Genomic DNA, 20,466 nt, shown 5'->3' on the forward strand with positions numbered 1-20,466 from the left:
GTCCTCATGGAAGCCGCTCAGCGCAGGACGGCCGTCAGCAGGTCGGCGCCCAGCGCCGTCAGGTCGGGGAGATTGACGGTGTAACGGACGTAACGGCCGTGCCGCCGGGACGTGAGCAGGCCCGCGCGGCGCAGGACGGCGAGGTGGCGGGAGACCTCCGGAGGCGTCAGTTCCCAGGCGTGGGCCAGCTCGCCGGTGGTGTGCGGGCCGCGGGCCAGGGTGCGCAGCAGCCGCAGCCGCACCGGATGCGCGAGCGCCTCCAGCCGCAGCGTGACCGTCTCCAGCGACACCGGCTCCGACGGCTCCGCCTCGGCCACGGGGTACTGCACCACCGGCTGCCAGCCGGGCGCGTGGACCACCACCAGGTGCGGGCGGCCGAAGACGCTGGGGAGGAAGGTGACCCCGGCGCCGTGGGCGGTGATGGCGTTGTCCTGCAGCTTGTCCACGATGATGCGGTCGCCGTCCGGCGCCAGGGCGATCGCGCCGGAGACGGACGCCAGCGCCGCCCCGATGCCCTGGCGCTTCAGCAGGTCGTTCTTCAGGCGCAGGTCGGCGGCGAGTTGCGCGGAGACGCCCGTCCAGGCGACGTCGAAGAACGCCTCGGCGCACTGTTCGAGGGTGTCGCGCACCCGCGCCCGCACGGCGGCCGGGTCCGCGAGCAGCCGTTCGGCGAACGCCTCCTGGAGCGCGCCGCGGGCCTGGGCCAGGTCCAGCGCCCGCTCGCGCGCCGTCGCGTCGCTGAGCGGCGACGGCGCGGCGAAGTGCACCCGGTTGCTGCCGCAGGTGGTGATGAGCGCGGCGGTCACGTAGGTCTCGTCGTCGATCCGGTCGACGTCGTCCAGCTCCTCGGCGAGGGTCGGCCGGGGACGCGCGGGCACCAGGAAGTCGGCCCGCGAGGAACGCCAGAGGAACTCCGCCTCCCTGAGCCGCTCGGCCAGCTCCGGCCGCAGCCCGGCCCAGACGTCCCCGGCCCAGCCGGCGAGCTGCGGGTGATGCCCGGGTTCGGCCAGCACGTGCAGCATCGCGGTCAGCTCGGCCAGCGGGGAGGCGGCGAACCGCAGCCGCCCGGACGGCGGCCCGCCGATGTCGATCCTCAGCGTCATCCCCACATCATCCCTGGCCGGGCGGCCGGCGACCGCGTCGGTTGACGATGTCCGTCAACTGGCGGAGCCACCCGCGGCGGCCGAACGCATGGTTGACGCCATGGCATCCACCACCAAGATCCGGCCGCGTGCCCTCGTCCGCGCCTCCGGAGGCCCCCGCTACGCCGTCGCCCTGGCCGTGGACGCGCTCGGCACCGGCCTGCTGCGGCCCTTCCTGCTGCTCTACGGGGTGACGGTGCTGGGGCTGTCCGCGCCGGTCACCGGCGTCGCCATGACGGCCGGCGTCGTCGTGGGCCTGGTGTGCATGCCCGCGGTCGGCCGATGGCTGGACCGGGGCGCACGCAGCGCGGTCGTGGCGGCGTCGATGCTGGTGCGGGTGCTGGGCGTGGCGCTGCTGCTGGCCGCCCCGGCGGGGCACGTCTGGCTGTTCGCGACGGCGGCGCTCTTCCTCGGCATCGGCAACCAGTCCTGGCCGGCCGCCCACGCGGCCCTCGTGGCCACGGTCGCCCACGGCCGCGAACGCGACGCCGCCCTCGCGGCGGGCCGCGCCCTGCGCAACGCCGCTCTGGGCGTGGGCGCCCTGCTCGCCACCGCGTGCCTGGCGGGCGGCGCCACCGCGTTGCAGGCGCTGGCGGCCGTCACCGGGGTCGCCTATGTCGCGGCGGCGGCCTTGGCGTGGTCGGTGCGCCTGCGCGCCCGCCCTGCCACCGCTCCGGCCACCGCTCCGGCCGCTGTCCCGGGCGCTGCTCCGGCCGCTGTTCCGGGCGCTGTTCCGGGCGGGGACATGAGCGGTGGGTCCGCGCCCCGGATGCGGGCGTTGCTGGCCGCCAATGTGGTGTACGTCTTCTGCCTCAACGTCCCGGAGATCGCGGTGCCCCTGGTCCTGGTGACGCAGATGCACGCGTCCCCGGTGTGGCCGGCGGCCGTCTTCGTGGCCAACACGGTGCTGGTGGTCACGTTGCAGGTGCCGGTGACCGTCCTGCTGTCCCACTTCTCCCGGCGGACCGTGCTGGCCCTCGCCGGCGTGGTGCTCGCCGCGTCCTACCTCGGCTTCCTCGCGGCCAGCTCCCTGGGGCCGGGCTGGGGCGTCCCGGCCGTCGCCGTGGTGTCCGTGCTCTGCACCATCGGCGAGATCACCTACGCCGGCAGCGCGACGGCGCTCGTCACCGCCCTCGCGCCGGCCCATCTCCTGGGACGCGCCCTCGCCCGCTTCCAGCTCTCCACGGGCTTCGGCCTCGCCGTCTCCCCGGCGGTCATCACCGCCCTCGCCTCCCACGGCCCGGCCGCCCTCTGGGGCACCCTCACCACCGCCACCCTCCTGTCCGCCTCCGCCGTCGCCGACCGCCGCAGGGACTCCACAGCGCGGAAATAACATGTACAGTCAGTAGGAAATGTGGGCTACGGCCGCGAGCAGCGGCACGTGACAGGAGGACGTCCCCCATGAGCGTCACCGACCAGCTGATCGCCAACTCCGAACGCTACGCCGCCGCCTTCGACTCCGGCGACCTGCCGCTGCCGCCCGCCCGAGGGGTGGCCGTGGTGGCCTGCATGGACGCCCGGCTCAACGTCTACGGCCTGCTCGGCCTGCGCGAGGGCGACGCGCACGTGATCCGCAACGCCGGCGGCGTCGTGACCGCCGGCGAGCGTCGCAGCCTGGCCATCAGCCAGCGCCTCCTGGGCACCCGCGAGATCATCCTCATCCACCACACCGACTGCGGCATGCTCACCTTCACCGACGACGGCTTCAAGCACGACATCTACCAGGAGGTCGGCGTCAAGCCCGACTGGTCCGCCGAGGCATTCCAGGACCTGGAGGCGGACGTGCGCCAGTCGGCCAGGCGCATCCACGCCGACCCGTTCATCCCGCACAAGGACTCCGTCCGCGGGTTCGTCTACGACGTCGCCACGGGCCGGCTGAACGAGGTCAAGCTGGACGCCGCGTAGGCACGCCCGCATCGGGACCGCGATCCTGATGACGAAGGCCGGAGGCCTTCCGGCCACGGCTCGTCCTGCCGGGGCCGGTCCTCGGCTACGGTCGTCGCACGATGGGGAACGTGCCGATGTCGACGCGTGCCCCTCCCACCCCACGGTGAAGGCACCGATGCGGACCGGTTCCCGTCCGACCATGTCGACCTCCCAGCGGAGGGCCCTCACGACCGTAGGACCGGCCGGGACCCCGCGCGCGCCTCGGAGGACATGGCCCAGATGGTGGAGCTCGTCCTCGAGGGGGCCGGTCGGCCGACCATTGCGCCGAGGGCTCCCGCCTCCCGCAGAAGGTGCTCGACGACCAGGGCGGCGTCGCCGATCCGCTCCCGGATCTTCCCGCCGGCCGCCTTGACGCGCTTGTGGTCATGATCACCGAGCCTGAAAGCCCCGTTCGCCGGGTTGACCGCACGGGTGCCGGTCCCGGCGGCGGGCCGCGGCGGCCACGTTGACCGGCATCCGGCCGAAGATCAGGCCGTGGAAGGGCGAGATCGCCCACCAGTACAGATGGCCGAGCAGGCCGTGCGGATGGAAGACGGCACGTTGCGTGTAGATCGTCCGGCCGCCGGAGCGGATGACGCCGAGCTCCAGCCAGGCCAGTCCGGGCAGCCGCATCTCGGCGCGCAGCCGCAGCAGCCGTCCGGGCAGCACCTCCTCCACCCGCCAGAAGTCGATCGAGTCGCCGACCCGCAGCCGGGCCGGATCGCGCCGGCCGCGCCGCAGCCCGACCCCGCCCACCAGCCGGTCGGCCAGGCCCCGGAGCTGCCACGCCATCGGCAGCGAGTACCAGCCGTTACGTCCGCCGATGCCCTCGATCACCTGCCACAACGCCTCCGGGCTCGCCTGCACGGCCCGGCTGCGGTCGTCCACGAACAGGCTCCCGCCCGCCCAGTCGGGATCGGTGGGCAGCGGATCGCTCGGCGCGCCCGGCGTGGACGCCGAGGACCAGCGCGTGGCGACGTCGGCCTCCTTGATCTTCATCAGCGCCAGCGACACCGCCCGGCGGAAGCCGACCAGCCCGTCCTCGGGGTCGGGCACGTGGCGGGCGATGTCGTGCTCGCCGCACACGGCCTCGTTGCGCAGCGACTCCACCAGCGGGCGGGCGATGCTCACCGGGACGGGCGTGACCAGCCCCACCCACAGGCTCGACAGCCGGGGGGTGAGCAGCGGCACCGGAATGATCAGCCTCGGCGGCAGCCCGGCCACCGCGGCATAGCCGTGCATCATGTCGGCATATGTGAGGACATCAGGGCCGCCGATGTCGAACCCCCGGTTGACCGTGCCCGGCACCCGCGCCCACGCCACCAGATAGCGCAGCACGTCCCGCACCGCGATCGGCTGCGTCCGGCTGCGCACCCAGCGCGGCGTCGTCATCACCGGCAACCGCTCGGTCAGGTGGCGCAGCATCTCGAACGAGGCCGACCCCGACCCGATGATCACCGCGGCCCGCAGCACGACCGCCGGCACCGCGCCCCGCAGGAAGATCTCCCCCACCTCGGCCCGCGACGACAGGTGCGGCGAGAGCCGCTCGTCCGCCGTCAACCCGCCCAGGTAGACGATCCGCCGCACGCCCGCCTCGGCCGCCGCGGCCGCGAACGTGCGGGCCGCCAGGCGGTCCCGCTCGGCGAACCGGCCGCTCGTCCCCATCGCGTGGATCAGGTAGTACGCGACGTCCACTCCGTCCAGGGCCCGGCGGGTGCGCTCGGCGTCGGTGGCGTCGGCCTCGACGACCTCGACCTGCTCCGCCCACGGCAGGTCGCGCAGGCGTCCGGCCGAGCGCACCATGCACCGCACGTCGTGGCCGGCGGCCAGCAGCTCGGGCGCCAGCCGCCCGCCGATGTACCCCGTCGCCCCTGTCACCAGGCACAGTGCCATGTCCCCGCACCTTCCCCGTCCCCCGGGCCTCATGCCAGAGCGGTCGGGTCGCAAGCGGTGCCCCGCGCGCGTGCGGGTGGGGCAGGCGGGGCATCTGTGAGGCATGGCTGAGGTTCCCGCGACCGCATCCCGTCCCGTCGTGAGGGGACCGTCGATGGACACGGTGATCGTCCTGCTCAACAGGGACCTGCGGGTGCACGACCACCCGGCCCTGACGGCCGCCTGCGAGCGCGCCCGCGCCGTGCTGCCCCTGTTCGTGCTGGACGACGCCGTCCCCGCCGGCCGCCGCCGCGGTTTCCTGCTGGAGTGCCTGGCCGACCTGCGGGCCTCCTTGCGGGCACGCGGCGGGGACCTGCTCGTACGGCACGGCGACGTCGTGGCCGAGACCATGAAGCTCGTCCACGCGACGGGAGCGGAGGCGGTCTTCGCCAGTGCCGACGTCAGCCTGCTGGCCAGGCGCAGGCAGGACCGGCTGGCCCGCGAACGCCTCTCCTACCAGCTCTTCCCGGGGGTGACGGTGGTGCCGCCCGGCACGCTCACGCCGTCCGGGGGCGGGGATCACTACCGGGTCTTCACGCCGTACTGGCGCGCCTGGAGCCGGCACCGGCGCCGCCCCCTGCTCGCGGCCCCCCGCCACGTGCCGACGCCCCGCGACCTCGACGCCGGGCGGCTGCCGGACCCGGCCCGGCCGCAACCCGTGCCCGGCGGCGAGACCGCCGCCCGCGACCGCGCCCGGCAGTGGATCCGCCGCGCCCTGCCGGGGTACGCCGACGGCCACGACGATCTGGCCGGTGACCGCACCTCCCGCCTGAGCCCGTACCTGAGGTTCGGCTGCCTGTCTCCGCTGGAGCTGGCGCACCTGGCCGCGGCCAGCGAGCCGTTCGTCCGCCAGCTGTGCTGGCGGGACTTCTACCACCAGGTCGCGTACGCCTTCCCGCGGATCAACCGGGAGGACTACCGCCCCCGCGGCCACCGCTGGCGCGACGACGAGGACGCGCTGCAGTCCTGGCGGGAGGGCATGACCGGGCTGCCCATCGTGGACGCCGGCATGCGCCAGCTCCTCGCCGAGGGCTGGATGCACAACCGGGCCCGCCTCATCGTGGCCGCCTACCTGGTCAAGGTCCTCGGGATCGACTGGCGGGCCGGCGCCCGGCACTTCTTCGAGCACCTCCTCGACGGCGACGTGGCCAACAACTCGGGCAACTGGCAGTGGATCGCCGGCACCGGCAACGACACGCGTCCCAACCGCGCCTTCAACCCGCTGCGGCAGGCGCAGCGGTTCGACCCGGCGGGCGACTACGTGCGCCGGTACGTGCCCGAGCTCGCCGGCGTGCCGGCCGCCCACGTCCACCAGCCGTGGCTGCTGGACACGCCCCCGACCGGCTACCCGCGTCCGATGCTCTGACGGCTCAGGACGGCCGGAGGGCTCAGATCGGCCGTCACCCGGCTGGAGACGGACGCCGGACCTTCGCCGGTCAGCCGGCCCTTCTCCCGGAACCGTCCGCCGACGGCTCCCCGTCCGGGACGGGGCGGAAGCCGGAGCAGAGGATACGCAGCCAGGCGATGCGCTCGCCGGCGACGCTGTAGTAGACCTGGTGTTCGACCAGGTAGCGGACCGAGCCGGTACGCACCTGGAGGCGGTAGGCGAGGTGTTCCCTGTCGCCCACGCGGCCGGTGGCGACGTGCAGGAGACGTTCGATGTCGTCGCCGGGTCCGAACGACTGACCGAGGACGATCCGGTCCACGACCTCGCCGGGGTCGTCGGCGTCCCAGTGGGCTCCCGGGGTGAGCGCCCTGAAGTCGATCGGGTCGCCGAGCAGGGCGTGCAGCGCGTCGCGGTCCTTGGCGGCGAGCGCCCGCGCGAACGCCGCCCCGAGCGCGTCCGCCGTCACCGGCGTCCCCCCTCGGCCTGGAGGGTCACGGGACGGCCGTGCTCCTTCCAGGCGTTGAGCCCGCCGTCGAGGTGGGCGACGCCGGCGTAGCCGAGTTCCCGCAGCGCCAGGGCGGCGAGCGCGGACCGGCCGCCGGACGCGCAGTACAGGATGGTCGTGGCCGCGGGATCGAACTCGGGCCGGTGGTGGGGATTGACCGGATCGGCCCAGAACTCCAGCATGCCGCGCGGCGCGAGGACGGAGCCGGGAATCCTGCCCTCGCGGGCGACCTCGCCCGGTTCGCGCAGGTCGATCAGGGTCACCGGGCCCGACTCCAGGGCCTCGGCCACCTCTGCGACCGACAGGTTGGGCACCCGTGCGCGGGCGTGCGCGATCATTTCGCTGACGGAGCTTGCCATGCGCGGGTCCTTCCAGGAGGCTTCCGCCATCACACCTCACGCTCGAAGCCGGCACATCCGTGCTCAGTACGGAGCTCTTCCCGGGGGATGGTCGCGTCATGAAGGACGCCGCTCTGCCGCAGGCGTTACGGTCCGCCGGGGTCACCAGGCGGGAGGCGGAGGTCTTCTGGCTGGTCGGCGACCGGCTGGCCAACCGTGAGATCGCCGACCGGCTCAGGCTGTCGGAGCGGACCGTGGAGAGCCATGTGTCGTCCCTGCTGCGCAAGCTGGGCCATCCGGCCAGGCGGGACCTGGTCGAGCGCGCGGCGCGGCTGCGGAGCCGGGCGCACGCCCTGCCCAGGGCGTTGTCGTCGTTCGTCGGCAGGGAGCGCGAGCTCCGCGACCTCGCCGGGCTGGTCGCCGAGGCCCGCATGGTGACCCTGACCGGGCCCGCGGGCATCGGGAAGACGCGCCTGGCCCTGCGCCTGGCCCACGAGGCGGCCGGGCCGGCTCCCGCGGTCCTGGTCGATCTGGCCTCGGCCGCACCCGGCAGGCCGGTCGAGAGGGCCTTCGCCGCCGTACTCACCGCCGGCCGCGGAACGCCACCCGCCGAGCTGCTCGAAGCCCTCAAGACCGCGTACGCGGGACCCGGCTGAGCGATCAGGGCCGGCGCGAGATGAACATGATGTACTCGCAGGGAGCGTTCGTCCGGTTGGCGAAGCCGTGGTCGGCGTCGGCCTGGAAGAACAGGGAGTCGCCCGTCTCCAGGGTCTCGTTGATCCCGCCGATCGCGACGGTGAGGGTGCCTTCGAGCACCACGAGCTGCTTCTCCGTACCCGGCGGATAGGCGGGCAGCAGCCCGGTGGACACCTGGGCGGGGAGGTGGTGGAAGACCATCTCGGCTCCGCCCGCGCCCGGGGCCGCGGACACCATGTGCCGCTCGAAGCCGGTCTCCGGGTCGCGGAACACCGGGCGATGGTCCTTGCGCATGACGACGGCCACGCCGGACGCGGCCCCGGCCGGCGCGCCGATCAGGTCCGAGAGCGACGCGTCCAGGGCGTGGGCGATCCTGGAGGCGACGCCGATCGTCGGGCTCTTCTCACCGCGTTCGACCTTGGACAACATCGCCCGGCTGACCGACGACTGCGCGGACAGCTGCTCCAGCGTCAGCCCCGCCTCCTCGCGACGTCGCCGCACGTTGACGCCGAACGCGCCGGCCAGGTCGTCACCGTGCTGCGGTTCGGCCGCGTTTCCGTCTTTCTCGACCACCGTGCTCCTCGATCGATCGGTACCTCGCTGTCCCACAGTGTAGGGTTTCTTCTAAAGAAGATAGAGTCTTCTATCGAAGACGGGCGATGCGCGCCCGACATGACGGAGGTTCCATGCGTTTCAGTTCGGGTGGCCGGCTCCACGCCACGTTCGAGTTCGGCGAGCTGCGGGTGATCGCGTTGCGCGACGGGTACATCGACATGCCGCCCACGCGGCTGCGCGACGAGGGCGGGCGCCCGCTCGGCGAGCTGCCGGCCGCCGTCCCGCTGGCCGGCGGCAACCTGCGGCTGTCGGTCAACGCCTTCTACGTCACCGACGGCACGCGGTCGGTGCTCATCGACACCGGCGCGTCCGACGCCTGGCACGTCCCCACCATGGGGCTGATCTACGACGCGCTCGACGAGGCGGGCCTCGACCGCGCGGACGTGACGGACGCGGCCATCACCCACAACCACGAAGACCACGTGAGCGGCCTGATCGCGCCGGACGGCTCGGAGGCGTTCCCGGAACTGGAGCGCGTGTGGATCGGCGCGGGCGACGCCTCGGTCTTCGCCGGGCGGCGGCTGGAGCCGATCCGCGACCGGGTCGTGCCCGTGTCGGAGAAGGCGGCGATCAACGAGTGGGCCACCGCGCTCCCGACGCCGGGCCACACCCCCGGGCACACCGTCTACGAGATCAGGAGCGGCGCCGGCTGCCTGCTCGTCTGGGGCGACACCGTGCACGTCCCCACGCTGCAGTTCGATCAGCCGGAGGTGTCCTGGGAGCTCGACGGCGACCAGTCGCGGGCCCGCGCCGCGCGAGCGGCGCTGCTCGAAAGGCTGAGCCGGCCACACCACTTCGTGGCCGGCGCCCACCTCGACTCACCCGGCGTCGCCCGCGTCACTCCCTCGGGCGAGGGTTACGCGCTGGAGTACCTCGCGCCGCCGATCGGCTGATCCGGTTCCGGGCCGCGGCTGCGGCTCAGGCGTCGGTCACCACGACGTCCTCGCTCCTGACGAACATGACGCGGTGGCCGAACTGGATCTGGTGGTACTCCTGGGTTCCGCGGACCACCCGGTGCTGGGTGGTGTCGAAGGTCGTCGCCTTGTAGTACTCGCCGGTGGTGGTCAGTCCGACCGTGTACGCCTGCCCGGCCGGGAACGTGTACTGCAGCGGGACCAGCGGCTGCGCCTCCACGTCCGGCGGGTACGCCGCCTCCTCCGGGTAGGCGCGGCCGTACACCGGGACGGAGTCCAGGCCGGGGCGGGGCGTCGCCGTCCGGGCCCGGCTGGGCACGGCCACGGGCGCGGACTCCGGGTTGTGGAACCACGCCTTCTGCCCCAGGTACCAGATGGCGGTCCACTCGCCCTGCCGATCGGCGACGACGTAGCGCTGCCCGGTGGCGGCGCGGGCGGCGTGGTCGTACACGCTGAACGTGGACTCGCCCGTCGGATGCTTGCCGATGTCCTTGACCAGGGGCGCGTCCTCGCGCGGCTCGGTGTGCAGCCAGACCGAGCCCGCCCCGTGCGCCGGGCAGTCGGCTTCGGGATGGTCCTTGTCGCAGCCGATGTAGTGCGGACGGTTGGTGTCGTAGTCGGGCCGGATCATGACCGTGGCCGTGCCGGCGTCGCCGTCGGGGCTCAGCGGAGCGCCCAGCAGGTCGAAGAAGTGCGCCCAGTCCCAGTACGGGCCGGGGTCCTCGTGCATCCCCTGCACCTTGTCCGGCAGCAGGCCGGGCACGTTGTCGTGGCCGAGGATGTGGGCCCGGTCCAGCGGGACGCCGAACCGGTCGGCCAGGTACCGCACGAGCTTGGCCGACGTGCGGTACATCGCCTCGGTGTACCAGGTGCCGCCGGCGGCGAGGAAACCCTCGTGCTCCAGGCCGATCGCCTTGGCGTTGACGTACCAGTTGCCGGCGTGCCAGGCCACGTCCTTGGTGTGCACGTGCTGGGCGAGATGGCCGTCGTGCGAGCGCAGCGTGTAGTGCCAGCTCATCTCCTTCGGGTCCTGCACGAGGTCGAGCGTCTTGTCGTACAGCTCCTCGGTGTCGTGGATGACGATGTACTGGATCGTCTGGCTGGTGGGACGGTCGGCGATGTCGTGGTTGCCGTACTTGCCGGCCGGCAGCTCGCTGTACGGCGCCGGGATCCACTCGCCGGACAGCGAGTCGGGGCACTCCACGGCGTCCGCGCCGGCCAGGCGGGGCAGGTCCAGCCTGGTCAGCCAGGACCGCACCGGGGACACCTCGGGAGAGGGCGGCAGCCGCACCTCTGTGCCGCTGTCGGTCATGCGGGTGGCGCCCTCGTGGATGACCTCGTACACCTCGTCGGCGAAGTTCGCGGCGATCTCCTCGGCCGTGGCGCCCGAGTAGCGCGCCACCGCCCCGTACCAGTCGGCGGGGTCGGCGCTCGCCGGCGCGCCCAGGGCGCGCTGGTAGTCGGCGAGCAGCGCCGCGCCGCCGTCGATGTTGGCCGCCGGGTCCTTGCGCAGCCGCTCGACGCTCTCCCCCGTCAGCTCGGCGGCGCGTTCGAGAGTGTGCAGGGACGCGGGCAGGCCGCCCGGCCGCTCCGCCGGCTCGGCGGGACGCAGCACGGGCCGCGCGTCGTCACCGCGCGGGTCCTCTTCCCCGTCGATGTGGTGGTGCCGCGAGGTGCGCAGCATGGCGCCGTCGGTGAGATGCATGGGGCCGAACCCGCCGGCCGTACTCGGCTTGCCGCCGTTGCAGTCCCAGCGCGACTCCATGTACGAGACGGCGAGCAGGACGCTCTCCGGCACGCCGTGTCTCCTCGCGGCCTGTTCGAACGCCTGCGGCATCGTCATCGTCGTCGTCATGACCACCACCTCCACCTGCACCGTCGCACGGATACGGGCCCAGCTGGAGGTCACATGTCATAGTTTTCCGCTTTCTTTCTGGAGACCTCGGACCTTTCTTTCCGGGGACCCGGCCCCCTTCCCCGGGAGACCCTGGACCCCGTGCAGGCTCTCCGCCTCACTCGTCCGGCCCGCTCTCACGTCAGGTCGAGCACCGCCTTGCCGTGCACGCGGCGGTCGAGGAGGGCGGTGGCCGCCTCGGCGGCGTCGTCCCAGCCGCCGCGCCAGGTGATCTCCGGGCTCAGCGTGCCGCCCGCGACCCGTCCGGCCAGCCAGGTCAGGTCGCGGTGCAGGCCGTGGCAGTAGAGCAGGTGGAAGGTCACGAGCGAGCGGTCGTGGCGGTCGGGCCCGCCGAACAGCGCGCCGAACGGGAAGCTCTCCCCCTCGCCGGTGGAATGGCCGACGGCGACCAGCGTGCCGCCCTCGGTGAGCTGGTCGAACGCCTCGACCAGCGGGACGCCGCCGAGCATGTCCAGGACGCCGTCGAGCCGTCCGCCGCTCTCGGCGGGGGCGGCGACGATCTCGTCCGCGCCGAGCGCGCGCAGCCCGTCGCCGTGCCGGTCCGGGTCGCCGGTGGCGGCGATGACGTACGCGCCGCCGAGCCGGGCGAGCTGCACGGCGTACCGGCCGACGCCGCCCGTCGCGCCGGTGACCAGCACGCGCCGCCCCAGGATCGGCCCGAGCCGGTCGAGCGCGCGCAGCGCCGTGGCGCCGGCGACCGGGATCGTGCTGATCGCGCCGGGGTCCGCGCCCTGCGGCACCACCCCGATCCGGTCGGCCGGGACGGCCCGCAGCTCGGCCCACCCGCCGTCCGGGCCCAGCGTGACCACGGGCGTGCCCGCGGCGGGCCCCGAGCCGTCGGCCGCGGCCTGGACGACGACCCCCGCGGCGTCCCAGCCCAGCACCGTGCCCTCGGGCGCCTCCTGCAGGGCGTGTCTGACCTCGCCGTAGTTGAGCGACGTGGCGGTGACGCGGACCAGCGCCTCATCGGGCGCCGGCACCGGGTCGGGCGCCCGCCCCACCCGCAGGCCACCGGCAACGGAACGGTCGACGATCAGAGCGCGCATGACGACATCCTCCAAAGTGCCACTGAGTGGCATAAGCCTATAGGAGGCATATGCCCTCGGGATACACTGGGGACGATGACCGCCGACCTGCTGCCGCTCCGCGAGCGCAAGAAGCTCAAGACCAGGGCCGCCCTGGTGGACACCGCGCTCGCGCTGTTCACCGAGCGCGGCTTCGACCAGGTGACCCTCGACGAGCTGTGCGCGGAGGTCGAGGTCTCCAAGCGCACGTTCTTCCGCAACTTCGCCAGCAAGGAGGAGGTCGCCTCCGCCCCGCTGGAGGCACTGTGGACCGCGCTCCTCGACGACGTCGAGCACGCGCCGCTCGGCGGCCGTCCCGTGCTGGAGGTGCTGCAGGAGGCGATGCTCGCGGCGGTGCGCCGGATGGCGGCGGAGGGGCCGGAATGGGTGACCCGCGTGCGGCTCAGTCAGGAGCTGTCGCAGCGTACGCCGTCCATCGCCGCGCACGGGCTGCAGTTCTGCGACCGCACCAGCGCCGCCTTCGAGACGACCCTGCGCAGGCGGCTCGGCCTCGGCGACCGCGACCAGCGGCCCAGGCTGGCGCTCGACCTGCTGGTGGCGGCCTTCCACGCCGCCCTGCGCGGCTGGACCACCGCCTCACCGGGCGCCACGCTCGACGACCTGCTCACCGAACTCCGTACCGTCTTCACCGCCGCACCACAGGCGGCCACCTTCACCGGCGACGAGCCGGTCCACACCTGACCCACGCGGACCCTCACCCGGCGTCACGACCGCAGGTGGACTGGAAGGGATGTCCCGGGAAATAGGCGGCCCAGTTCTCCGGCGTGAGACCCTGACCCGCCCTGTCGCAGACCTTGGCGGCCGCGACCTCCGGGGTGAGGTCGAAGCGCTGGTACGGGATGCGCTCAGCTGCGACGTGAAGGGCGTTGCCGCGCAGGCTCATGGCCAGGACGGTGCCGCCAGGAGTGGCGATGGGCGCTCCGATGGGCTGCCGGGTGTCGGTGTCCCACAGCTGAACCGCGCCGTTGGTCATCCCGACGGCGAACACGCGCCCATCCGGGGAGAACGCGAGCGCGCTGACGTCCGCGGCCAGGGCGGTGGACGTCAGGGTGCCGAGGTGTCGTTGCGCTGTGCCGTCCCACAGCGCGGTCTGCCCGCCCCCGCTGCCGACGGCCAGGAAACGTCCGTCAGGGCTGAAGGCCAGCGCGCCGGCCACACCGGTCCCGCCCTCACGGCGCGCCGGTGTTCCGGTGGTGAGATCGGCGATCTGCCCCTGCGTCGTGACCAGCAGTCGCTCGGCGGGATCGACGGCGAGGCGGCCGGTGATGCCGGGCACGGTCGCGGAGATGCGGCCTTTGATCGGATCCCAGACGGCGGTCGTCGTGATGCCAGGGGGAAAGCCGGCGAAGGTCACGCCGCTGATCAGCAGGCTGTTGCCCGCGAAGGCGAGATCCTGTCCCGACGGCAGCAGAGGCGAGCTCGCGCTGACGCGCCGGCTGTCGAGGTCCCACAGCCATGCCTTCAGCCACGGGGCCTGAAGGACGTCGCCGTAGGCCAGAAGCCGGCCGTCACGCCGGAAGGCGGCGACGGCGCGGCATCCGGGCCGTCCTGAGGTGGTCGCCGGACAGGGCATTGGCGGTGGTCCGGGAAGGCGCTGTCCGCCGGCGCCGTCACGCAACTCCACGCGGTTTGCGTACGTGAGGGCAAGGCGCCGGCCGTCGGGGCTGAAGGTCGCGCCCGTGGCGAGGTCGTCTCGCCGGCCGCTGTCGAAGGCGGCGTTGAGTCGCAGCGTGCGGACGGTGGTCAGACCGGTGAGCGCCCCGGCCAGGTAGCGGAGACGGTCAGCGGCGGGGTCGATCCTGAGGTCGAACGCGCGCTCGCCGCCGAGAGGGTGCCGGAACAGCAGCTCGCCGGCCTGGCCCGACCGCCATACCAGGAGCTCGTCCCTGCCGGCCGTGGCCAGGAAGGAGCCGTCCTGACTGAACCCGATCTCATACACGTCCGGCGCCGGGAGGGCGGGGGCCTCTTCGCCATCGGGCAGACGCCACTGCCGGACCTGGCCGTCCTCGGCCAGCAGCAGGTGCTGCCCGTCCGGGGCGAGGAACAGGCGTTCTTCCCGGCACTGCTCGGCCGACAGCCTCGGCGCCCAGGACGCCGTGATCTTGTGGCCGTCGTCCAGGTCCCACAGCTGTACCGGCGCGCCGGGCACGCACAGCGCCATGACCTTGCCGTTCGCGCTGATCGTGGCGTCGGGAGCGCAGGCGGGGCCAGGCGGTCAGCAGCGCCTCGTGGGCCAGGTCGGCGGTGTCGTCGTCCAGGGTGATCAGGCGGGCGGCGGCCAGTCGTTCCAGCAGGACGGGGCCGGGGTCGTGCGGGTCGCCGGTGAGCAGTTCGGCGCGACGCACGGGGCGGCGGGTGTCCTGGGCGCCGGCCTCCCCCGGTGTGACCAGGCGCAGCAGCAGCTCGCGTAATCGCAGCCGCTGGGTGGGGGTGAGGTCGGCGTAGAGGTTCTCGGCGGTGTGGGCGACGGCGCCGTGGATGCCGCCGGTGGCCTCGTAGTCGGCCAGGGTGAGTGCCTTGCCGTGATGGCGGCGCCAGGTCTCCAGCAGGGCGTGCGACATCAGCGGCAGCCCGCCGGGCTCGCCCGCCACCTGTTCGATGACGGTGGCGGTCAGCTCGCGCTGGACGATCAGTCCGGCGGCCGCGGCCGGCTTGGTGATCGCCTCGCGCAGCTCCGATCGGCTCATCGGGCCGACCGGGACCGTGGAGTCCCGGACGGCCTCCATGAGCGCGGGATGGCGGGCGCAGTGGTCGAAGAAGTCCGCGCGGACGGCCAGCACCACCCGGCCGCCCCGGTCGTCGGTGCCGGCGGTGACCAGGGCGTCGATGAACGCCCGCTGATCGCCTGGGTCCTGGCACAGCGTGAACGTCTCCTCGAACTGGTCGACCACGATCACCTCCTCCCCACCGATCTCCCCACCAGCCTTCGGCAACGACGCCCCCGCCAGCGCCGCCTCCGCCAGCGTCTCCCGCGGATGGGCGCCCGGCGTCACCACCCGCACCCCGCGCGGGCGCAGCCTCGGCACCAGCCCGGCGCGCAGCAACGAGGACTTGCCGCAGCCCGACGGCCCCACCACCACGACCAGGCGATGCGCCTGCACCAGCTCGGCCACGCGCTCGACCAGCGCGCTCCGGCCGAAGAAGTACGCCTGATCGGCCGTCTCGAACCTGGCCAGCCCCCGATACGGCGCCCGCCCCGGATCCCCGCCCGGGCCGGTGGCCTCACGGGTCGCGGCCAGAGCCTGCTCCCACCGGGTCCGCCACTGTTCGACGTCTCCGCCGCACGCCTGCACGTAGGCCAGCGTGACCGGCAGGGTCGGCAACCGGTCTCCCGCGGCGGCCTGCGCCAGCGTCGCGGCCGAGCACGGCACCCGGGCGGCCATCGCGCGATAGGACGGCCCGCCCGCCTCCTGGCGGAGCTTGCGCAGTTCCACGGCGAAGGCGGCTACCGGGCCGTCCGCCGGATCGACCGGCCGTTCACGACGTCCCACACGATCCCCCATATCCCCGAATACGGGCAAACCAGCACAACGTACCCAGCGCAGTGCGAGTTGATCAAGTTTTGTTCAGGTGGCGAATCGGGGTTCCAGACAATGCAGCAGCCGCTAAGACTGGCCCCTGCCTGCCGTTATCCGCTCGGCGGGCCGCCCCTTTCATGACCTGGGAACGCCCAGGCAACAAAGCGAGGAGAACTCATGCTGAAAAGATTCATCCCGGCAGCCGTCGCCGCCGCCTCTCTGGCTGGGCTCACGTTCGCGTCGCCGGCGAGCGCGGAAGCCCTTTCCTCCTACAAGGCGTACGGGTGCGCGGCCGGAGACTTCTGCATGTATTCGACCGAGGTCATCTCCGAAGGCACGAAGATCAGCATCGGCCGTGGCGAGGACTACGGGCCGGTCAGCGTGGCCAACAGCCCGTACAAGGGCGTCCGATCCTTCTTCAACAACGGCGTGGTTGCCACCTATGACCATGTCCTTGTCTCTTACGTCTACTCGAACGGCGCCGCGTACTCGAAGTGCATTCACCGCGCGGAGGACGGTGACCTCGGGGCGGGGCACGAGACGGTGGACTCCCCCGTTACCGTCACCCGGATCCAGTGGAGAAAGGAAAACTGCGCCCTGTAACGGGCGTCGCCGACAGTCCAGCTGAACCGGTCCGGTCCGACGCCACGGAGGCCGTCCGACCGGACTGCCGGGGCCGCGCCCCGGACCGTCCCAACCGGGCCCGGTCGTCGGCTTGGCCGTCCGGTGGGGGGCCGACGGTGATGCGGTGTGCGCCGTGCCGAGCTCAGCGGCCACGCACTCGAACTCGGCCTCGCGCGGCTGCCGGGCCCCAGTGGACACTCCACCAGCCACCCGGACCGGCCTCCGCCTGCCGTTACCCGCTCGGCAGGCGGCCCTTCCCCAGCCTGGGCTTGCTCAGGCAACAAGGCGAGGAGAACTCATGCTGAAAAGACTCATCCCGGCAGCCGTCGTCGCCGCCCTCTTTCTGGCGGGACCGGCGTTCGCGTCACCCGCGAGCGCGGCCCCCCTTCCCGGCCCCATCGACAGTTGCCCGCGAGGCTACTTCTGCCTGTATACGGCAGATGGGCAGATGATCGTCACCGGCGACGAAGACTGGGGGCCGGTCACCCCGGCCAACAGCCAGTACGAAAATATCCGAGCCTTCTTCAACAACAGCACGGCCTCCCCGTATGACCACGTCCTTGTCTCTTACGTCTACTCAAGCGGCACCGCCGTCTCGCAGTGCATTCACCCCGCAGCGGGATACGAAACGGTCAGCTCCCCCGTGACCGTCACCCGGATCCAGTGGAGAAAGGAAAACTGCGCCATGTAGTCCGCATCCGCCGGTGATCCAGCGGAAAAGAGTCCGGTCCGACGCCACGGAGGCCGTCGGACCGGCTTGCGGGGACGCTCGACCCGGAACCAGATCGCCGACGGAGCTCCGCTCGGGCATCTGAGCCTGACGCACCTCGGCATCACGGCCCCGCCCGAGCCCCCTCCCAGGCCCGCCTCGCTCAGGAGAGCCCGGCCTACGTCTTTGCCGACGCCGCCGGCTGGGTACGTGGCTACCGTACGACATGGATCGATTGCACGATGTAGCGGCGAGGACATCATGGCCACCAAAACAATCGACGTTTCTTTGGCGACCATTCACAACATAGGCACGCGTAGCGTCTCGCCGAAAGGCGGCATAACCGCGAGGATCGTCCGCGCTGCGGACGACGAGCAAACCTTCGAGGCCGAATCCCTGTATCTGCGCCTGAACCTCGAAGAACCCATGCATCCGAGCGGGGCGACACGCATCAAGCCAGGCGAGAGCCTCACCTACAACGTCACGAAGCGGCTTACGGTTTCGCACTTCGACCAGGAGACCGACGGGCATCTCAACCAGATGCTGGTATTCAACCAGAGCCTGGAAGAACACATAGCGTTTCTCGACGAAGACCTTCCTTATCAAGGCCCCTACAACCGCAAGGTACGCTTCGACGAGATCGACGGCTTCCAGACGATCGAGTGCAACTATCACGCCTTCACAGAAGATGTCGACGCAAAAATCGTCGTGGACTACACAGTGAATCTCGTTTCTTCCTCCGGATGAGTCTGCGGGCCACGGCGACGGCGTCCGCGCTGAGGGCCTGTTGATCCATAGGCTTGGCCTATGGGTGATGCCAGGGTCAGCGAGTGGACGCAGACGGGTGAACTGGACGAGCCGGCCGGATTCCTGGAGGTCCGCGCCCGCCGCTACCGCTACCCGGACGGCAACGAGGACGTGTGGGACATCCTCGTGGGCGGCGCGACCGTCGCGGTCGTCGCCCTCACCGACGACGAGCAGGTGGTGCTGGCCCGGCAGTACCGGCCCGGGCCTGGACGCGTACTGCTGGAACTGCCAGGCGGAAACGCGGACCAGGACGAACCGGTCGAGGCCGCGGCGGCGCGGGAACTGCTGGAGGAGACCGGCTACGAAGCCGCGACGCTGGAGGTGGTCATGCAGACCTTCCTGGCGTCGTACGCCTCGCATCGCCGCCACGCGGTCCTGGCCCGCGGATGCCGGAGGGTCGCCGAGCCGAGGCCGGGTGACGGCGAGTTCGTCGAGACCGTGCTGATGCCGGTGGACGCGTTCGTCCAGCACGTGCTCAGCGGGCAGATGACCGACACCGACATCGCCTTCGCGGGGCTGGTCGCCGCCGGATACCTGAAGCCGTGAGCACCGGCGCATTGTCCCGACAGCCGGCCAGCAGCCCGTCGACGTCGTCGGGACGAACTCCCGCAGGGCCAGCCTCGGGGAGGAGATCGTGACCGGGTACATGCAGGCTGACCTTACCGGCCGCCCGCGCCGAGCGGTCGGCGTTCCCGACACGGACAGAGCGTCGTGCGGAGGGTCACCTCGGCTGCGAGCAGCCGATCTTCTTGCCGACGAGCGTGGCGCCCATGCGCGGGTAGAACCGCCGGGCCGCCTCGTCGGCCTGGGCGACCTCCCAGCGGGTCACCCTGCCGCTGGCGGCTGCGGCGACCTGGCCTCGTAGCCGCCGAGCCGGACGCCTTTACAATGTAGATTAAATTCAGGGCGACACACCGGCCCGCAGCCCGCTCTCCCCGCTCAACCTGCCCGGGAGAGAACGGAGCCGCCCGACATTCCTGCCGCCCCGCCCGCCCCTGAGCCGTTCCGGCTGGTCCGGGGGCCGTCAGTGCGGCATGTCCAGGCCGGCGCTGCGGGCCGCGTCCATCGCCGCGGTGACGAACTGTTCGTACGTTCCCATGCCGTTCTTCAGGCCGAAGAGGTCGGTCTGCCGGTACTCCACGACCACGTGCGTCGCCTTGTACGGCGTCGTCTTCTGCCCCATGGAGTAGGTGAACCACTCCGCCGGCCGTCCGGCGAAGGGCTCGTGGGCGGGGTAGCCGCGAGGCGGGGACATCGCGTCGTAGGCGATGCCGCGCGGGCCGTCGCCGCTCATGTGGACGGCCAGCGTCTCGTCGCCCTGGCCGGGGTCGCCGGCCTGGATCGAGCGCAGCCACCAGAACAGGGTGAGCTGGTTGTCATACGTCTGCCGCCCGCCCAGCCCGTACGGCCGGGGGCACACCCGGGAATTCTTGTCCCCGTCGGACAGGGCGTTGACCATGGCGTCGAAGGCGGACCGTTCCACGTCCGTCAGCGCGTTCATGTAGACCGAGCGCAGGTTCGTGCGCGGCAGCAGCGCGAAGCCCGCCTTCGGCCCGTCGCCGGTGGTGAGGTTCTGATGGGCGAAGACCCACAGGATGTACTGGATCAGCGTGACGAACCCGATGAGGTTGGGCGTCTGGTGGCGTCCCCTCAGCCAGGCGCCCACCTGGGCGCTCGGATCGAAGCCGAGCACGCCGAGCCGGGCGGGCAGCTCGGCCAGCTGCACGTCCAGGGTGGCCTGGGCCGTGCCGTGGGCGAGATCCCTGCCGGCGGTCAGGCCCAGCACGTCGCCCTTGGCGTAGACGGTCGTCATCACCGGGTTGCCGGTGGAGTCGAAGTCGCACCGCTTGATGGGCGCCGCCAGGGACACGGCCAGGACGTTGCCCATGTTGGTGCCCGGCACGAAGTGCAGCGCGTCGGTCGGCTGGATGTCGTCGTGGGGCCGCAGGTGTCCCTGGGCCACGCGCACGGCCTGCGTCTTGGTGCTCGTCCGGGCCCTGCTCGACCGTCTGGAGCCGGTCGTCGTGTCGCCCTCCTGCTCGTCGGAGCGCAGGAACGTGCCGGGGAGCTTGGTGGCGTCGGACGAACGGCCCGTCAGCAGGGTCATCAGCTCGCCGATGAAGACGAGCTGACGGCGCAGGTCGGCCCACGTCGTCACCGGGTCGGTGATGATCTCGACGTCGCCGCCGTCGGACTCGACGGCGACCCCGGGGTCCTGCCAGGAGCAGACGCGTCCCTTGGACGGCAGGGCGGCCTCGGTCTGCCAGCCGTTCTTGGTCTCCGCCAGAAACCTCAGCTCGTCACGCTGGAACTGCCATTCGAACCCGATCCTTGGCATGGACGCCTCCTGGGG

Annotated in this window: 20 protein-coding genes; 10 read left to right on the forward strand and 10 right to left on the reverse strand. The window is 72.3% G+C overall.

Annotated features, from left to right (window positions below; translation table 11 throughout):
- Positions 1–17 precede the first annotated feature (17 nt).
- The gene (locus tag ACIBQ8_RS03430; protein WP_397190921.1) at positions 18–1,103 is read right to left on the reverse strand and encodes a DUF5937 family protein; all 1,086 of its coding nucleotides are present in this window, start codon (positions 1,101–1,103) and stop codon (positions 18–20) included.
- Positions 1,104–1,203: 100 nt separating this feature from the next.
- Between ACIBQ8_RS03430 and ACIBQ8_RS03435 the strand changes: the two genes are divergently transcribed.
- Entirely contained in the window at positions 1,204–2,475 is a 1,272-nt protein-coding gene (locus ACIBQ8_RS03435; protein WP_397190922.1) for an MFS transporter, read from the forward strand.
- Positions 2,476–2,543: 68 nt separating this feature from the next.
- Complete coding sequence (locus ACIBQ8_RS03440; RefSeq protein ID WP_397168703.1) at positions 2,544–3,047, forward strand: beta-class carbonic anhydrase; 504 nt, start codon at positions 2,544–2,546, stop codon at positions 3,045–3,047.
- Positions 3,048–3,458: 411 nt separating this feature from the next.
- Here the strand turns inward: ACIBQ8_RS03440 and ACIBQ8_RS03445 are convergent, their stop codons facing one another.
- Complete coding sequence (locus ACIBQ8_RS03445) at positions 3,459–4,961, reverse strand: SDR family oxidoreductase (RefSeq protein WP_397190923.1); 1,503 nt, start codon at positions 4,959–4,961, stop codon at positions 3,459–3,461.
- A gap of 154 nt (positions 4,962–5,115) precedes the next feature.
- Here ACIBQ8_RS03445 and ACIBQ8_RS03450 point away from each other — a divergent pair, with 154 nt between their 5' ends.
- A complete protein-coding gene (locus ACIBQ8_RS03450) occupies positions 5,116–6,366 on the forward strand; it encodes a cryptochrome/photolyase family protein (RefSeq protein ID WP_397190924.1) in 1,251 nt (416 codons plus the stop codon).
- 70 nt (positions 6,367–6,436) lie between these two features.
- Here the strand turns inward: ACIBQ8_RS03450 and ACIBQ8_RS03455 are convergent, their stop codons facing one another.
- Positions 6,437–6,853, reverse strand: coding sequence for a hypothetical protein (locus ACIBQ8_RS03455; RefSeq protein WP_397190925.1), 417 nt, complete (start codon positions 6,851–6,853; stop codon positions 6,437–6,439).
- A complete protein-coding gene (locus ACIBQ8_RS03460; protein ID WP_397168710.1) occupies positions 6,850–7,251 on the reverse strand; it encodes a rhodanese-like domain-containing protein in 402 nt (133 codons plus the stop codon). Before ACIBQ8_RS03460 ends, ACIBQ8_RS03455 begins: the two co-directional genes overlap by 4 nt.
- 98 nt (positions 7,252–7,349) lie before the next feature.
- Between ACIBQ8_RS03460 and ACIBQ8_RS03465 the strand changes: the two genes are divergently transcribed.
- Positions 7,350–7,886, forward strand: coding sequence for a LuxR C-terminal-related transcriptional regulator (locus ACIBQ8_RS03465; RefSeq protein WP_397190926.1), 537 nt, complete (start codon positions 7,350–7,352; stop codon positions 7,884–7,886).
- 4 nt (positions 7,887–7,890) lie between these two features.
- On the opposite strand, the gene ACIBQ8_RS03470 is transcribed toward ACIBQ8_RS03465, so the two are convergent.
- Positions 7,891–8,499, reverse strand: coding sequence for a helix-turn-helix domain-containing protein (locus tag ACIBQ8_RS03470; RefSeq protein WP_397168714.1), 609 nt, complete (start codon positions 8,497–8,499; stop codon positions 7,891–7,893).
- A gap of 113 nt (positions 8,500–8,612) precedes the next feature.
- On the opposite strand from ACIBQ8_RS03470, the gene ACIBQ8_RS03475 reads away from it, so the two are divergent.
- Positions 8,613–9,434: an MBL fold metallo-hydrolase gene (locus tag ACIBQ8_RS03475; RefSeq protein WP_397190927.1), complete on the forward strand. Its 822-nt coding sequence runs from the start codon at positions 8,613–8,615 to the stop codon at positions 9,432–9,434.
- A gap of 25 nt (positions 9,435–9,459) precedes the next feature.
- On the opposite strand, the gene ACIBQ8_RS03480 is transcribed toward ACIBQ8_RS03475, so the two are convergent.
- Both ACIBQ8_RS03480 and ACIBQ8_RS03485 read right to left on the reverse strand, forming a co-directional pair.
- Complete coding sequence (locus tag ACIBQ8_RS03480; protein ID WP_397168716.1) at positions 9,460–11,310, reverse strand: N-acetylmuramoyl-L-alanine amidase; 1,851 nt, start codon at positions 11,308–11,310, stop codon at positions 9,460–9,462.
- A gap of 176 nt (positions 11,311–11,486) precedes the next feature.
- Complete coding sequence (locus ACIBQ8_RS03485) at positions 11,487–12,416, reverse strand: zinc-binding dehydrogenase (protein WP_397190928.1); 930 nt, start codon at positions 12,414–12,416, stop codon at positions 11,487–11,489.
- A gap of 75 nt (positions 12,417–12,491) precedes the next feature.
- Between ACIBQ8_RS03485 and ACIBQ8_RS03490 the strand changes: the two genes are divergently transcribed.
- Positions 12,492–13,136 carry a TetR family transcriptional regulator gene (locus ACIBQ8_RS03490; protein WP_397168720.1) on the forward strand — a complete coding sequence of 215 codons (645 nt, stop codon included), beginning with the start codon at positions 12,492–12,494 and terminating at the stop codon, positions 13,134–13,136.
- A 13-nt stretch (positions 13,137–13,149) separates the two neighbouring features.
- Here the strand turns inward: ACIBQ8_RS03490 and ACIBQ8_RS03495 are convergent, their stop codons facing one another.
- Both ACIBQ8_RS03495 and ACIBQ8_RS03500 read right to left on the reverse strand, forming a co-directional pair.
- Positions 13,150–14,394, reverse strand: a complete 1,245-nt coding sequence (locus ACIBQ8_RS03495) for a WD40 repeat domain-containing protein (protein WP_397190929.1) — start codon at positions 14,392–14,394, stop codon at positions 13,150–13,152.
- Positions 14,387–15,946: a hypothetical protein gene (locus ACIBQ8_RS03500; RefSeq protein ID WP_397190930.1), complete on the reverse strand. Its 1,560-nt coding sequence runs from the start codon at positions 15,944–15,946 to the stop codon at positions 14,387–14,389. The genes ACIBQ8_RS03495 and ACIBQ8_RS03500 overlap by 8 nt, the downstream gene beginning before the upstream one ends.
- A 204-nt stretch (positions 15,947–16,150) precedes the next feature.
- Here ACIBQ8_RS03500 and ACIBQ8_RS03505 point away from each other — a divergent pair, with 204 nt between their 5' ends.
- The 4 genes from ACIBQ8_RS03505 to ACIBQ8_RS03520 all read left to right on the forward strand — a co-directional run bounded on the left by ACIBQ8_RS03505 (position 16,151) and on the right by ACIBQ8_RS03520 (position 18,659).
- Positions 16,151–16,576, forward strand: a complete 426-nt coding sequence (locus tag ACIBQ8_RS03505) for a hypothetical protein (RefSeq protein WP_397190931.1) — start codon at positions 16,151–16,153, stop codon at positions 16,574–16,576.
- Positions 16,577–16,895: 319 nt separating this feature from the next.
- Positions 16,896–17,288, forward strand: coding sequence for a peptidase inhibitor family I36 protein (locus tag ACIBQ8_RS03510; protein ID WP_397168726.1), 393 nt, complete (start codon positions 16,896–16,898; stop codon positions 17,286–17,288).
- Between the two features lie 279 nt (positions 17,289–17,567).
- Positions 17,568–18,053 (forward strand): hypothetical protein, encoded by a 486-nt coding sequence (locus ACIBQ8_RS03515; protein WP_397168728.1) that lies wholly within the window; start codon positions 17,568–17,570, stop codon positions 18,051–18,053.
- A 60-nt stretch (positions 18,054–18,113) separates the two neighbouring features.
- Positions 18,114–18,659 carry an NUDIX hydrolase gene (locus ACIBQ8_RS03520; RefSeq protein WP_397190932.1) on the forward strand — a complete coding sequence of 182 codons (546 nt, stop codon included), beginning with the start codon at positions 18,114–18,116 and terminating at the stop codon, positions 18,657–18,659.
- A 478-nt stretch (positions 18,660–19,137) separates the two neighbouring features.
- Here ACIBQ8_RS03520 and ACIBQ8_RS03525 read toward each other — a convergent pair whose 3' ends face one another.
- Positions 19,138–20,451 (reverse strand): hypothetical protein, encoded by a 1,314-nt coding sequence (locus ACIBQ8_RS03525; protein ID WP_397168733.1) that lies wholly within the window; start codon positions 20,449–20,451, stop codon positions 19,138–19,140.
- Positions 20,452–20,466: the final 15 nt, after the last annotated feature.

The sequence above is a fragment of the Nonomuraea sp. NPDC049646 genome, assembly GCF_044465525.1.
Lineage (GTDB): Bacteria > Actinomycetota > Actinomycetes > Streptosporangiales > Streptosporangiaceae > Nonomuraea.